This window comes from Pseudomonas sp. NPDC090752 (assembly GCF_055584805.1).
In genome coordinates, this window is the sequence record NZ_JBVJLI010000001.1 from 672,244 (window position 1) to 686,772 (window position 14,529).

The following is a 14,529-nucleotide window of genomic DNA, read 5'->3' on the forward strand; positions in this document are numbered from 1 at the left end:
CCATAAGCAGGTTTGAGTTGACCGTGCGCTGGCGGGCGTGATTTGCTCGGATTCACGGCCAATCAAGGGAAAATGAAGGACCACCATGCCCGATTACAAACTGCATTGCTTCGCTGAATCCGGCAACGCCTACAAAGCTGCGCTGATGCTCGAACTCACCGGCCAGGACTGGCAGCCGGTGTTTGTTGACTTCTTCAATGGCCAGACCCGCGACCCGCATTGGCGCGACGAGGTCAATGAACAGGGAGAGGTGCCGGTATTGGAACACGCCGGCCAGACGCTGACCCAGTCGGCGTTGATCCTCGAATACCTGGCCGAACGCACTGGCCGGTTCGGCCCGCGCGATGAGCAGGAGAAGCGTGAAATCTGGCGCTGGATGCTGTTCGACAATCACAAGTTCACGGCCTACTACGCGGCACTGCGGTTCATCTTCTGCCTGAAAGATTCCGGCGATACGCCCGTCACGCAATTCCTCCGCGAGCGCGCCACGGCGGCCTATCGCATAGTGGATGCGCACCTGGCGAAGACGCCCTACATGGTCGGCGGGCGCCTGACCATCGCCGACCTGTCGTTGGCGGGCTATGTGTTCATGCCGGAGGACACCGGCATCCCGCTGACGGAATTCACCCATATTGAGGCCTGGAAAGCACGCCTTCAGGCGCAACCTGGCTGGAAGCATCCGTACGATCTGATGCCTCGGGCATAATCGAAGCACTAGGCAGGAGAGCCCCATGAACATCATCAACGCACGCCTGCGCGGCAAGGCCGGCCTCTTCCGTATCGAGTTGAGCGGCGACCGCATCGCCGCCATCGCGCCAGAGCAACAGGTTGCGACACTGGCCAGCGCCGATGACCTGGACGCCCAGCAAAACCTGGTGGTGCCACCTTTCGTCGAGCCGCACATCCACCTCGACGCCACCCTGACCGCCGGTGAGCCGAAGTGGAACATGAGCGGCACCCTTTTTGAAGGAATCGAGCGCTGGGCCGAGCGCAAGGCCATCACCACCCACGACGACATCAAGACGCGCGCCAAGAAGACCATCGGTATGCTGGTGGAACATGGCATCCAGCATGTGCGCACCCACGTCGACGTCACCGACCCGACGCTTACCGCGCTCAAGGCGATGGTCGAGGTGCGCGACGAGGTGCGCGAACTGATCGACTTGCAGATCGTTGCCTTCCCCCAGGAGGGCATCGAATCGTACGCCAATGGCCGGGCGCTGATGACCGAGGCGGTGGCCATTGGCGCGGATGTGGTCGGTGGCATTCCGCACTTTGAAAACACCCGTGATCAGGGTGTGTCGTCGGTCAAGTTCCTGATGGAGCTGGCAGAACGCACCGGTTGCCTGGTGGATGTGCATTGCGACGAAACCGACGACCCGCAGTCGCGTTTTCTCGAAGTACTGGCCGAAGAAGCACGCGTGCGTGGCATGGGCGCGCGGGTGACGGCGAGCCACACCACGGCCATGGGTTCGTATGACAATGCGTACTGCTCCAAGCTGTTCCGCTTGCTGAAAATGTCGGGTATCAATTTCGTTTCGTGCCCGACCGAGAGCATTCACCTGCAGGGGCGTTTCGACACCTACCCGAAGCGTCGCGGGCTGACCCGCGTGGCGGAAATCGACCGGGCGGGGATGAACGTGTGCTTCGGCCAGGACTCGATCGTCGACCCCTGGTACCCGCTGGGTAACGGCAATATCCTGCGCATCCTCGAAGCCGGGCTGCACATCTGCCACATGCTGGGGTACGAAGACCTGCAGCGCTGCCTGGACCTGATCACTGACAACAGTGCGCGGACCTTGAACCTTGGCGAGCGATATGGCATCGAGGTGGGACGCCCGGCAAACCTGTTGTTGCTGTCGGCGCCGGATGATTACGAGATGGTCCGCAGTCAGGGGCATGCACTGGTGTCCATCCGAGCGGGTAAAGTATTGATGCGGCGTTCACCGGCGCAGGTCGAGCGGTTTGCCTGATAGGTAGGGCTTTTACGAATGTAAGCCATCACAGGATCTTCAACACTCATCAGAGCACTGATGATCTTGTGGGTTCTCTACCTAGGGTCGTAATATTTGGCGCGTGCTCTTCTGAGATGAGGATAGTGGGAAAACTCTCCAGATGATGTGAGACGATCAAACAGTGATCGCTGCTCCAAGGGCAGGTTGGTATAAACATTATTGGATTGGGCTCTGGTGATGCGTCCAGGGATCGTAAGATCGTCCACAAGTATAGTCTTGGAATAAGCCCAGACCCGCCTCCCTGTTACATTGGCAACTACTTGTGCAGCGCCAGAGCTGCCGCCGTTACAAGCAAGAAGAATAAACTGCTTGCCTGGCGGATGCTGATAGTGCGAAAGCCAGCTCTCTATTTCCAGGGCTACCTCTTTAGCCGGTCGCATCTTGCCTGTCGAGTTCATGAGGCGACTATTCAGGTCCGCAGGAGCGCCATGTGTTTCAAAGGCAGGCATTCCCGATCCAAGGTAGTCAGGATGATAGGCCTCATCGGTAACGCCTTTTTTATTCTTGAAAATGACCTGAGATGGGCCTTGCCTGCTGGGATTAGCGGGCATAGACAGCGTAGATGTGGATGCTGCAGCTTTAGAGGAACCTCCCCCTTTTGCGATTTTGTTCATCCCTCTTCCTGGAGTTCGGATAAGTTTCGATCCCTTTGCCGCAGCCTTGGGCCCAATCTCCAACCCGGCACTGGCTATTCCGGTCCCTAGTGAAATCCACCCCAAAATACCGGCGGTCTTCTCGTCCTTGTCCATCGCAGTGAGCAATTCAGAAGCAACCCCGGTCCCCAAAGAGACAGCGCTTAAAGTTGCGGCCCCCATCGCCATGACGCCGGTAGCGGTGAGTGCGAATGCAGGGGCCAGCGCGCCGAAGGTGGCGACGGTGCCGACCACGGCGAGCGCCGTGGTAATGCCAAAGACCAGCCATTTGACCCAGCTGTGGCCATCCGGGTCGATGCGGTTGACCGGGTCGCCCGCGCAATAGGCATAGGGGTTGATCCCGCCACGGCCGAACGGGCTTTCGCTGTCCGGTGCGAGGAAGATCATCAGCAGCGGGTCGTAAGGCCGGTAGCCGCCGGGGATGTACCAGCCGGTCAGCGGCTCGCGGCGTTCGCCGGCGAAACCGTACGGGTTGGCTGCCTGGTCTGGCGGGTTTTTTTCGGCGCCATGGGCGGTGTAATGGCGGGTGCGCACGGCGTCGTCGGCCTCGATGCGCACGCTGCCCTGGGCATCGCAGCCCAGCAGGGTAGCGTTGCCCTGACGCACACCGAGGGTGAGGCGGTCGAGGGCCAGCAGCTGGCCGGCGTCGCCTATCAGGCGCAGCTCGTTATTGCCGGTCCGTTCATGGGTCAACTGATCGGCGCTGTGGAAGCTGCGGGTGAGTACGTCGTCGACGGTACGGTCACACAGGTTGCCGCTGGGGTCATAGGCATATTTACATACCTGGCCCTTGTATTCGACGCGGGTGACACGGTCCTGGGCGTCCCAGGTCAGGGTACGGCCCAAGGTGTCGGAAGCGAGACGGCCGCGTAGGTCGTAGGTCAGGGTGATCGTGGTCGGCCAGTCTTTATGGGTATGGTCGATGGCGCTGACCTGGCAGGGGTCTTTGGCATTGTCGTAGCGATAGGTGGCTTCATCCACGCTGGCATCGGCGAAGGTACTGATCACCGTGTCGTAGCCATCCAGTGCGTTGAGTGTAAAAACCTGCTTGACCACCCGGTTGCCGAACGGGTCCAGCGGCGCCACCGCAGCGTCGGCGGAATAGGTGTGCAAACGGCCCAACTGGTCGTAGGCGAAGGTCTCGGTGCCCTCGCGGCTGTCGTCTTTCCAGTGACGTGCCTTGACCTGGTCGAGGTCGGTGTAGGTCAGGGTCTGCGCTTCGGTCCGGGTCACACCGGAAACGGTGGCGGCAAGGGTTCGGGTATGCTCACGGCCCATGCTGTCGTAGGTGAGGGTTTGCACCAGTTGGTTGCCACTGGCGCTGTCGTGGGTGGTATAGCTGCTGAGCCGGGACAGCGCGTCGTAGGTGATGTCGCAGGTGACGGTGCCAACCACCAGTTGACGCACGCGGCCGAAGGCATCGTGCTGGCGCTGGTGGTCGACCTGGCTGGCGTCCTCGAAGCCCAGCAGCAGCCCGGACAGGCTGTGGCGCCAAGTGGTGGTGTGGTCTTTGCCGTCGACGGTCCAGGTATCGGTCTTGGGTTTGCCGCCAGCGGTGTAGGCCATCGTCTGCCGGCCAAGCGGACCGGTCGAGGTGCTTATCAGGGCGAGCTTGGGGTCGTAGGTGAAGTCGTTGGCAGGTTCGTTGTCTGGCTTGATCTGCCTGACCAGGTTGTCCAGTTCGGCCACGTAAGCGAAGTCGACGCGTTGGCCATCGGCCAGTGTGTTGGCGCTGGGGGGCATTTGCCCGATGGCGTAATGGTAGGCGGTGGTACGGCCGCCAACTTCTACGCTGAGTTGGCGGCCGAGACCGTCGAAGGTCTGGGTCGCCAGATTGAATGAAGATTGCATAGGCTTAATCTCCAGCTGAGCGGACCTTTGGGTTAGCTTGCGCGTCTGTGGTGAGAGGATAATGTGCCGCCCACGGGCACACACCTGGCAAAAATGTCAGGTCCATCTGCAGCTCTCCGAATGCCGGGCGAAAACCAAAAGGGAAAATCAGGCGCGCGTTGCAGACATTTGTTTCACCCTTTGACATGGTATGGCACTGAGTCACACAGCAAATGAGATCATCATGGATCCGCTCTATCTCATCGCCCTCGGCGCCGTCGTCGCCGGTTTCGTCCAGGGCCTTTCAGGTTTCGCCTTCGGCATGGTCGCCATGTCGTTCTGGGCCTGGGGCCTGGAACCGCGCTTGGCCGCGTCGCTGACTGTGTTTGGCAGCCTTGCCGGGCAGTTGATCGCGGTGTTCAGCGTACGCCGGGGCTTCAGCTGGCCATTGCTGTGGCCGTTCGTGCTCGGTGGCCTGGCCGGCATTCCGCTGGGGGTGTGGGTACTGCCGTATTTGAATATGCTCTGGTTCAAGGCCGTATTCGGCACACTGCTGGTGGTGTGGTGCCCGCTGATGCTGTTGGCACCGCGCATGCCGCGCCTGCCTGGCAACCGCCTCGCCGATGGCGCGGTGGGCATGCTCGGCGGGGCGCTGGGCGGCATCGGCGGTTTTACTGGCACGGTGCCTACCTTGTGGTGCACCTTGCGCGGTTTCGAGCGTGACACCCAGCGCGCGGTGATCCAGAACTTCAACCTGTCGATGTTGCTGGTAACCATGCTCACCTACCTTGGCACCGGGGTTGTCACCCGCGACATGTTGCCGTCGTTCGGCGTGGTGCTGCTGGCCATGACGCTGCCGGCCTTGCTCGGTACGCGGGTGTACCTGGGTATCAGCGAAATGACATTCCGTCGGGTGGTGCTGGGTTTGCTGACGTTATCCGGCATCGCCATGCTGATGGCATCGCTACCGCAATTGCTGAGCCGCTGAGCGCTTGCCTGGCGGCGTTGAACTTGGCACCCTTTGGGGCCCTTGAACCGCCCGTGCCGTGACAGAAGGAAACACACCGTTGAGTTGGGATAAAGTCGGGAAACTCCTCGTAGCCCTGTTGCTTGGCCTGATGCTCGCGTTGGTGGCCTATGTGGCGCTCAAGGACAACGCGCGCCTTGAAGCGTCCCTGACCTATGCCTATCTGACCTACCCGAGCCAGTTCAGCGAGCGCATCAGCAAGGCCAGCGAACAGCTCAAGTACGAGCGCTTGCAGCCGCGTATCAGCAGCATTGGCCAAGGGGCATTGAATCAAGACCAGGTCGACAGGCTAATCGACCTGGCGCAGGCACCCTATGCCCAACTGTTCGCCAAGCCGTTCGAGGCCGGGTTGGTGGACCACCGCACTGGCCTGCTGATCGACCTGCGCAACAGCGGCGACGCCGAGGTGCGTGAGGTCAAGATCCGCCTGCCGGCCAAAGGCCTGGTGCAGGTGCGCGATGCCGCTGGTAATGACACGATCATCGAGACCGCCACGGCCATGGTCGAGATCCCCGCCATCGAGCCGGGCGGGGAGTGCAAGGTCTGGGTTTATTTCGACGCCGACTACTCACAGATCCGCCAAGGGGGTACTAGCATCAGCCATGCCGATGGCGCGGCGGATGTACGAATTTATCGCGAATTCGTCGGCTTCCCGGCGTGGGTAGCGCGGTACAGCCGTGAGCTGACGGTACTGATGGGTATGCTGGTGCTCAGCTTGGTAGGCCTGGGCTACGCCTGCCTCACGAGGCGCCGTGCTTAGCCGACGCAGTCATGCAAGGCCAGGCTCTGGCGCAATTGCTCGACCATGGCCATGCGCAAGTCTTCAGGCGCCTGCACACGAATGGATCCCGCCTGTGACAGCAGCCAGCCCATTAGTGCGCGGCTGTCGTTGACCGTGGCATCCAGCGTCGCACCCCCCGCGCCATGAGGGGCGAGGCGCATGTCATCGGACAGCGGCTGCTGCTCCAACCGCCGAGCGAGGGCGTCATCCACCCAGGCGTTCAGTTCGATCTGCTGCGCGGGGGACAGCACATCCGGCTGCAACTGCCGGGCTTCCCCCAGACTCAGGCCCGGTTGCCAGTACCAGCCGTAGGGCATGCCCTTGTTATTGCAGCGCAGCGCAAACAACGCCGCCAGCTCATTGAGGTCGCGCTCTACCGTGCGCTTGCTGGTCTCGTGGCCTGCCTTGGCCAATGCCGCTTGCAGCTGTGTCGAACTCGATCCGGGGTGGCGGTCGGGCAGCAGTTTGAGCAGTTGCCACTGGCGGGCGATGGTGTGGCGGGTGGGGTGGCTGGGCAAAGGGCTCGTCCTTGAAAGCTAGTTGCGGTGCGTGATGGCATATGGCTACTGTCGTGAGCATACTCTTTCAGCAGATCGGATCCAAGTTCCAGCCGTCTGATAGTGCAAAGCATCCCTGCTCTGTGCTTTTCTTGCTTACGAGCTTGATGAATTCAGATAGCCAAGCTGTCCACCACTCCGCCGTCCACTCGCAGGGCAGCGCCGGTGGTGGCGGAGGCGAAAGTAGAGGCGAGGTACACCACCAGGTGGGCCACTTCATCGACGTCGGCGACGCGCTGGATGATCGAACTGGGCCGTGCGGTACGCACGAAGTGGTCGGCTTCATCCCGGATGCTGCGGCCCGAGGCTTTGGCGGCATCGGCCACCATGGCGCTCACGCCGTCGGTAAGCGTCGGGCCCGGCAGCACGGCGTTAACCGTCACACCAGTACCCGCCAGGCGCTTGGCCAGGCCATGGGACACTGCCAGGTTGGCAGCCTTGGTCACACCGTAATTGATCATGTCGGCCGGAATGGCGATGCCGGATTCGGAGGAAATGAACAGGATGCGGCCCCAACCGTTGTCGACCATGCCGGGGGCATAGTGACGGGCCAGGCGCACGCCGGACAGCACGTTGGTTTCATAGAACCGAGCCCACTCGCTGTCGGGCACTTCAAAGAAATCGACGCCGTCATAGATGCCCAGGTTGTTGACCAGGATGTCGGCCGTCGGCTGGGCGGCGCACAGAATCTGGGCGCCTGCAGCAGTGCCCAGGTCGGCAACCACGCCATGGACTTGGCCCCGTCCAGCCCGGGCGCGCACGTCGGCCAGTGCCGCGTCGAGCGAGGCCTGGTTGCGGCCGGCGATGACCACGTCGGCATGCGCACGGGCAAGGCCTCGCGCGATGGCCAGGCCGATACCGCCGGTCGAGCCGGTGATGATGGCGGTGCGTCCGCCGAGGTCGATGTTCATGGGCGCGTCCTCTGAATGGATCTCTCAGTCTAGACTGGCCTGCAGCGCCTCGATAAATACCTCTTCAGCCCGGCTCAACCGCTGTTCTCTGTTCCACAGCAGGTGGATATCAACGTCCGCAATCCCTTCCTGCGGCGGCAGCTTCCATAGCAGCCCATTTGCCACATCTTCCGCCACCACATGTTCGGGCAGGCAGCCGATGCCGAAGCCGGCAATTACCAGCCGGCGTACTTCTTCAAGGCTCGGCGATGATGCCACGATCCTGCCGGAAAACCCCTGCTGGTCGCGGAAGATGGTCAGCGGCGAGAGCATCCCGCCAATCTGGTCGCTGGTGAAACTGACGAAATTCTCCCGCTGCAGATCGCTCTGCGCCTGGCCGAACAAGGCATGGTGCTTGCCACAGAAAAACGCATAGCGCTGGCGCAGAAACAGGCGTTGCTCCAGTCGTGGTTGTGCCCGGCGGTTCAGACTCAGGCCTGCGGTGGCAGTCTTCTCCTGCAACGCGGCGACGATGTCAGAGCTGCGCATCACGTCGATCTCCACATCCACCCGCGGGTGCTGGCGGTGGAAGTCGGCGAGAAAGTCGTCGAAGCGCTCGCTGACGATACGGCTGATCATCAGCAAGCGCACTTTGCCCACCAGTTCGTCCGCCGGCTGCTCCAGCAGGCCGCCGATCTGCGACATCTGCCCATACACCTCGCCGGCCAGCAGGAACAGCTGCTCGCCCATGTCGGTCAGCACGAAACGCGGCCCGCGACGGGCGATCAACTGGCGCCCAAGCTGCTCCTCCAAACGCTTGAGCGCCTGGCTAACGGCTGGCTGAGTCAGGTGCAGCCGCGCCGCGGCGCGGCTGATGGACAGCTCCTGGCCGATCACTCGGAAGGTGCGCAGCAGGTTCCAGTCGAGGCGGTCGTTGAGCAGGCGGTCGGACATGGGGAGGCTCGATGATAAGCGTGGCTAATAGTGCGAATAATAAATAGAAAATTGACTAATCATAGCCCCGAGACGATAAATCTCAGCCAGGCGCCCTCAGAGCGCCACCGTGTCCCGATCAACTCCTGCCAAAAAAACAAGCAAAGGAGCCCCCCATGAAGCCCACCGCTTCGCCCCAGCCGCGCCGTGCCGCCGCCGCCGCGTTCATCGGCACCATGATCGAATGGTACGATTTCTACATCTACGCCACCGCCGCCGCGCTGGTGTTCGGTGCGTTGTTCTTCCCCTCCGACAACAGCCTGTTCAGCACCATGGCCGCGTTCGGTACCTTCGCCGTGGGCTTCTTCGCCCGGCCGTTGGGTGGCATCGTCTTTGGTCATGTAGGCGACCGCATCGGGCGCAAGAAGTCGCTGGTCATCACCTTGCTGATGATGGGCATCGTCACCGTTTGCATCGGCCTGTTGCCGACCCATGCGCAGATTGGCGCTGCTGCGCCGGTGCTGCTGATCATCCTGCGCGTCGTGCAGGGCATTGCCGTGGGTGGCGAATGGGGTGGGGCGGTATTGATGGCCGGCGAGCATGCGCCCAAGGGCCGGCGCAACTTCTTTGCCTCGTTCGCCCAGCTGGGCAGCCCGGCGGGGTTGATCCTTTCCCTGCTGGCGTTCGGTGCAGTCACTCGGCTGCCCGAAGAAGACCTGATGAGCTGGGGTTGGCGCGTGCCGTTCCTGGCCAGCGCACTGTTGCTGCTGGTGGGCCTGGCGATCCGCCTCGGGGTCAACGAGTCGCCCGAGTTCATCGCCAGCCGCGAGCAGGCGGCCAAGGCCCAGCGCAAAGAGCAGGCGCCCGTGCTGGAGGTGCTGCGCACTGCCTGGCGCCCGCTGCTGCTGTGCATCGGCGCCAATACCCTGGGCATTGCCGGGGTCTATTTCACTAACACCTTCATGATCAGCTACACCACCCAGCAACTGCACCTGGAACGCTCGCTGATCCTTGAATGTCTGTTCTTCGTGGCAGTCATCCAGTTCTGCGTGCAGCCGCTGGCCGCATGGCTGTCGGAAAAAATCGGTGCCACGCGCTTCCTGGCCCTGGTCGCCTTGCTCGCGATGGCCTCGCCGTACCCGATGTTCGTGCTGGTCAGCTCTGGCCAAGGTCCGCTGATCGTGCTCGGCATCGCCTTGGCGGCGGCGTGCATGGCTTCGTTTTACGCGGTGATCGCCGGTTACGTCAGCGGCATGTTCGAAACCCGCGTGCGCTACACCGCGATCTCCATGGCCTACCAGGTATGCGGCGCCATTGCCGGCGGCCTTACGCCACTGATCGGCACCTGGCTGGCCCACACCTTCACCGGCCAGTGGTGGCCGATGGCGGTGTTCTACAGCTTGATCGCGGCCATTTCGCTGGTCTGCGTGCTCGCCCTGGCGCGCCAGTACGCCCACAGCCAGCGCCTGGAACTGGCCTGAATTTTCTGGAGTAATCACACATGTTGAAAAGCAACGGCGAACGCCTGTGGGCGAGCCTGATGGCCATGGCCGAAATCGGCGCCACCGCCCGCGGCGGCAACTGCCGCCTGGCCCTGAGTGACGAGGACAAAGCCGGCCGTGAACTGTTCAGCCACTGGTGCCGCGAGGCTGGCCTGATCTTGAATGTGGATGCCATCGGCAACCTGTTCGCCCGCCGCCCCGGCAGCGACCCGGACGCTGCACCGGTGATGATGGGCAGCCACCTCGACACTCAACCTGAAGGCGGCCGTTTCGATGGCGTCTACGGAGTACTGGCGGGCCTTGAAGTGGTGCGCTGCCTCAACGACCTTGGTATCCAGACCCGCAAGCCATTGGAAATCGCGGTGTGGACCAACGAGGAAGGCGCGCGCTTCACCCCAGCCATGTTCGGCTCGGCGGTGTTCACCGGTTCTCTGGAGCTGGACCAGGCCCTGGCCATTCGCGATGCCGACGGCATCAGTGTGGCCGATGAACTGCAGCGCACGGGTTACGCCGGCCAGCGCCCATTGGGCGGCAAGGTGGATGCCTATTTCGAAGCGCACATTGAGCAAGGTCCGATCCTCGAAGACAACGCCAAGGCCATCGGCGTGGTCAGCGGCGGCCAAGCGATTCGCTGGCTGGACGTGACCGTCGAAGGCATGGCGGCCCACGCCGGCACCACGCCGATGCCGCTGCGCAAGGACGCCCTGTATGGCGCCGCGCAGATGATTCAGGCTGTCGAGCAGCTGGCCGCCGACTTCGCCCCCGAAGGCCTGACGACCGTGGGCGAGCTGTCGATCGCCAAGTCGTCGCGCAATACTATCCCTGGTGTGCTGCGCTTTACTGTCGACCTGCGTCACCACCGTGACGAGGCCATCGAAGCCATGGAGCGCGAACTCGGTCAAAAACTGCAAGCGATCGCCACCCAGCGCGGCCTGCAGGTGCGTATCAAGCGCCACTGGGTCAGTCCGGCGACCCCATTCGACGCTGATTGCGTGGCAGCCGTGCAACAGGCGGTGGACGGCCTTGGCTATACCCAGCAATCCATCGTCAGCGGCGCTGGCCACGACGCCATCTTGCTGGCCCGCTACTGCCCGACGGCGATGGTGTTCATCCCCTGCGTCGGCGGCCTGAGCCACAACGAAGCCGAAGATGTGCTGCCCGAGGATGCCCGCCAGGGTGCCGATGTACTGCTCAACGCCGTGCTGACCCGCGCCGGCCGAGTAGAAGGAGAAGCCTGATGCGTTGCTATTTCCACCCCGAACAGCTTTTGCACCACCCGCGCAGTTACTACTCACGCGGTGCCATGCGCACCCCGCAGGAAGTCCCCGAGCGCGCCCAGCGCCTGCTGCAGGCGGCCAAGGACCTCGGCTTCGATATCCGTCAGCCTGTCGACGCCGGCCTCGAGCCGCTCAAGGCGGTGCATGGGGAAGCCTACCTGGCCTTCCTCGAAGAAGCCCACGCGCGTTGGAAAGAAGTCCCCGAAGATTGGGGTGATGAAGTCATGTCGAACATCTTCGTGCGTGAACCTAATGCCCTGCGCGGCATCCTCGCCCAGGCCGGACGTTACCTGGCCGACGGCAGTTGCCCGGTGGGTGAGCACACCTGGCATTCAGCGTACTGGTCGGCGCAGAGCGCGGTAGCCGCTGCTCAGGCCATTCTCGATGGCGAGCCTGCTGCCTATGCCCTGTGCCGTCCGCCGGGGCACCATGCGCGCTTTGATGCTGCAGGCGGTTTCTGCTATATCAACAACGCCGCAGTCGCCGCCCAGGCCCTACGCAGCCGCTACCGCCGTGTGGCGATCCTAGATACCGACATGCATCACGGGCAGGGCATTCAGGAGATTTTCTACGAGCGCAACGATGTGCTGTATGTGTCGACCCATGGTGATCCGACGAACTTCTACCCGGGTGTTGCTGGGTTCGAGGATGAACATGGGAGCGGCGTGGGGGAGGGGTACAACCTCAACTTGCCGATGGCGCATGGGGCCAGCGAGGCGGATTTCATGGCGCAGCTGGATATTGCCCTGGATGCGGTGAGGGATTTTGGCGCCGAGGTGCTGGTGTTGTCGCTTGGGTTCGATATCTACGAGCTGGATCCGCAGAGCAAGGTAGCGGTGACGACGGCGGGGTTTGCCGAGTTGGGCGAGCGGATTCGGGCGTTGCGGTTGCCGTGTGTGATCGTGCAGGAGGGGGGGTATCACCTGGAGAGTCTGGAGGCGAATGCGCAGGCGTTCTTTGCAGATAAGGCGGCTTGGCGTTAAACGGAAGTTGGGCCGAGACCAGCCTGTCTAAAAATCTTCAGCGATGATGAAATCGAGCGCCGCCCGCGCGGCGCATCGCGGATAAATCCGCTCCCACATTTGTTGCAACGTGCCATTGCCTGATAAGCCACAGTTGCCAGCCTTGTTGGTACGTCTCGAAATGTCGGTTGGTGCTGGCGCCCCATAAGCTTCAACCCCTTACTACAGCCCCGCACGCCGTACGTGTTTCACAAGCACCTTCTCCAGCAGCTCCCACATCGCCGGATCGGTGCTGAACGCCACATTGAAGCGCATCCACCCGGTCGGTTTGGCATCGACCATGAACAACTGGCCAGGCCCGAGCATGATGCCTTTCTCCAGCGCATCGTCGAGCAACGCCGCGCTGTCCGGAATCGCCGGGTGGCGGGTCCAGATGTACATTCCTTCGTCGGACTCGATGAACAATTCAAAGCCCAAACGATGCAGGTGCCGACCCACTTCCTGATGCGCTTCGGCCAACCGCTGGCGCAAACGCTTGAGGTGTTTGCGCCAGCGCCCGTCGATGATCGCGGCATACACCACGCGCTCCATCACCTGCGAGGTGGTCAGGCCCGAGCGCATCTTCAAATGCAACAGTTTCTGCATCAGTTCGGGGTTGCCCAGCAGATAACCGACCCGCACGTTGGGCGAGATGCTTTTGGAGTAGCTGCCCACGTAAACCACCTGCTGCAGATGGTCGAGGCTGGCCAGGCACGGCTGCGGTTCGGCGACCATGTCGGCGTACAGATTGTTTTCCACCAGCCGAAAACCGTGCTGGCTGGCCAATTGCAGCAGTCGGTGCAGCTGCGGCAGCGGGGTGCGCGAGCAGGTTGGGCTGTGCAGGTGTGGTTGGGTGAAGAAAGCCGTCGGGCGGTGGTGCGCCAGCAGGTGTTCCAGGTGGTTGAGGTCGTAGCCGTTGGGGGTGCGCGGCACGCCAATCAGGGTGGCGCCCTGGGTGCGCAGGATGCTCATCAGGTTGGGATAGCCGGGGTCGTCCACCAGCACCACGTCACCGGGGCGCACCAGGGTGCGTACGGCCAGGTCCAAGGCCTGGCTGGCGCCGTGGGTAAGCATCAATTGCGCCGTATTGGCGACGATCGACAACTCTTGCTGCAGGTTCTGCGCAGTCAGTGCGCGCAATTCCGGTAGCCCCATCGGGTCGCCATAGCCTGAAAGCTCCAGCGGGCTGCCCGCCACCTGGCGCAAGCCCCGGCGCAGGCCGTCTTCGTACATCCAGTCGTTGGGCAGCCAGCCGCAACCTGGCTTGAACGGCAGCTGGCGGGTTTCGAAAATCTGCTGCAGGTACCACTCGGAGTTGAACGATGGTCGACTGGCGTCGGCATCGGCGGTGTGGGTGTCCAGCAATTCGGCCGCCGCGCGGTTGACGAAGAACCCGGCGTTGCCCTTGCTCACCAGCAGCCCCTGGGCGACCAGGCGGTCGTAGGCCTCGACCACGGTGAAGGTGCTCACCGAGTACGTCGAGGCGAACGCGCGGATCGACGGCACTTTAGCGCCAGGCTTGAGCGTCTGGTTGTCGATCAGCTCGCGCAGCCCGTCGATGATCTGGTTGACCAGCGGCGTCGAGGAGTCTGGATGTAATTCAAGCATTCGGGGGCCTTGAGGGGTGCGTAACGTCAAGCGCCTGCAGGGTGTATTGCATCGCCGACCTGTACAGTGCAGTGCGAGATTCATGCCACTGTGCATGGCTCTATCTGTCGGACATTTTTACATTAGGTGTCAGATATCGCCACATAAAGCATGTTCAGTTCGCCCGAGGGGCAAACCCTAGGGTTTGCACTAAAAGTCGCCGAGCGGCGATCAGGCAAGGCGAAAACAGGCGAGGAAGCGGAGTTGACTGGTTGTCAGTGAGCATCCCGAGCCTGTTTTCAACGCAGCATGATCGTCGCGCAGGCACTTTTCGTACAAACCCTGGGGCGCGTCAGCAGGCCGCCACGGAAGGCCTGCGTGTGTAACCGCACACCTCCTGCCCGCATTAGCACTGATGTACAGGCGAAGCCGATGACCATCGCGGCCTCGCAGATTTCCTTGGATAAAAAGAAGCA

The 14,529-nt window shown here is 62.3% G+C and carries 12 protein-coding genes; 7 read left to right on the forward strand and 5 right to left on the reverse strand.

What is annotated here, in order from left to right:
• Positions 1 to 85: 85 nt before the first annotated feature.
• Both ACZ6YA_RS02920 and codA read left to right on the forward strand, forming a co-directional pair.
• Positions 86 to 706 carry a glutathione S-transferase family protein gene (locus tag ACZ6YA_RS02920; RefSeq protein WP_465895289.1) on the forward strand — a complete coding sequence of 207 codons (621 nt, stop codon included), beginning with the start codon at positions 86 to 88 and terminating at the stop codon, positions 704 to 706.
• A gap of 25 nt (positions 707 to 731) precedes the next feature.
• On the forward strand, positions 732 to 1,973 hold the full coding sequence (gene codA / locus ACZ6YA_RS02925) for a cytosine deaminase (RefSeq protein ID WP_465895290.1): 1,242 nt from the start codon (positions 732 to 734) through the stop codon (positions 1,971 to 1,973).
• Positions 1,974 to 2,050: 77 nt separating this feature from the next.
• Here the strand turns inward: codA and ACZ6YA_RS02930 are convergent, their stop codons facing one another.
• Entirely contained in the window at positions 2,051 to 4,519 is a 2,469-nt protein-coding gene (locus ACZ6YA_RS02930) for an RHS repeat-associated core domain-containing protein (RefSeq protein ID WP_465895291.1), read from the reverse strand.
• Positions 4,520 to 4,742: 223 nt separating this feature from the next.
• Between ACZ6YA_RS02930 and ACZ6YA_RS02935 the strand changes: the two genes are divergently transcribed.
• Positions 4,743 to 5,486 (forward strand): sulfite exporter TauE/SafE family protein, encoded by a 744-nt coding sequence (locus tag ACZ6YA_RS02935; RefSeq protein ID WP_465895292.1) that lies wholly within the window; start codon positions 4,743 to 4,745, stop codon positions 5,484 to 5,486.
• 79 nt (positions 5,487 to 5,565) lie between these two features.
• Positions 5,566 to 6,285, forward strand: coding sequence for a hypothetical protein (locus tag ACZ6YA_RS02940; protein ID WP_465895293.1), 720 nt, complete (start codon positions 5,566 to 5,568; stop codon positions 6,283 to 6,285).
• Here ACZ6YA_RS02940 and ACZ6YA_RS02945 read toward each other — a convergent pair.
• The 3 genes from ACZ6YA_RS02945 to ACZ6YA_RS02955 all read right to left on the reverse strand — a co-directional run bounded on the left by ACZ6YA_RS02945 (position 6,282) and on the right by ACZ6YA_RS02955 (position 8,707).
• Complete coding sequence (locus tag ACZ6YA_RS02945; RefSeq protein ID WP_465895294.1) at positions 6,282 to 6,824, reverse strand: WYL domain-containing protein; 543 nt, start codon at positions 6,822 to 6,824, stop codon at positions 6,282 to 6,284. The genes ACZ6YA_RS02940 and ACZ6YA_RS02945 overlap by 4 nt on opposite strands.
• 152 nt (positions 6,825 to 6,976) lie before the next feature.
• Positions 6,977 to 7,774 carry an SDR family NAD(P)-dependent oxidoreductase gene (locus ACZ6YA_RS02950; RefSeq protein WP_465895295.1) on the reverse strand — a complete coding sequence of 266 codons (798 nt, stop codon included), beginning with the start codon at positions 7,772 to 7,774 and terminating at the stop codon, positions 6,977 to 6,979.
• Positions 7,775 to 7,798: 24 nt separating this feature from the next.
• Positions 7,799 to 8,707, reverse strand: coding sequence for a LysR family transcriptional regulator (locus ACZ6YA_RS02955; RefSeq protein WP_465895296.1), 909 nt, complete (start codon positions 8,705 to 8,707; stop codon positions 7,799 to 7,801).
• A 155-nt stretch (positions 8,708 to 8,862) separates the two neighbouring features.
• Between ACZ6YA_RS02955 and ACZ6YA_RS02960 the strand changes: the two genes are divergently transcribed.
• The 3 genes from ACZ6YA_RS02960 to ACZ6YA_RS02970 are packed head-to-tail and all read left to right on the forward strand — an operon-like array spanning position 8,863 to position 12,448.
• Positions 8,863 to 10,167: an MFS transporter gene (locus tag ACZ6YA_RS02960; RefSeq protein ID WP_465895297.1), complete on the forward strand. Its 1,305-nt coding sequence runs from the start codon at positions 8,863 to 8,865 to the stop codon at positions 10,165 to 10,167.
• Positions 10,168 to 10,187: 20 nt separating this feature from the next.
• Positions 10,188 to 11,426, forward strand: coding sequence for a Zn-dependent hydrolase (locus ACZ6YA_RS02965; RefSeq protein ID WP_465895298.1), 1,239 nt, complete (start codon positions 10,188 to 10,190; stop codon positions 11,424 to 11,426).
• The gene (locus ACZ6YA_RS02970; protein ID WP_465895299.1) at positions 11,426 to 12,448 is read left to right on the forward strand and encodes a histone deacetylase family protein; all 1,023 of its coding nucleotides are present in this window, start codon (positions 11,426 to 11,428) and stop codon (positions 12,446 to 12,448) included. The genes ACZ6YA_RS02965 and ACZ6YA_RS02970 overlap by 1 nt, the downstream gene beginning before the upstream one ends.
• Before the next feature lie 201 nt (positions 12,449 to 12,649).
• On the opposite strand, the gene ACZ6YA_RS02975 is transcribed toward ACZ6YA_RS02970, so the two are convergent.
• Complete coding sequence (locus ACZ6YA_RS02975; RefSeq protein ID WP_465895300.1) at positions 12,650 to 14,074, reverse strand: aminotransferase-like domain-containing protein; 1,425 nt, start codon at positions 14,072 to 14,074, stop codon at positions 12,650 to 12,652.
• Positions 14,075 to 14,529 lie beyond the last annotated feature (455 nt).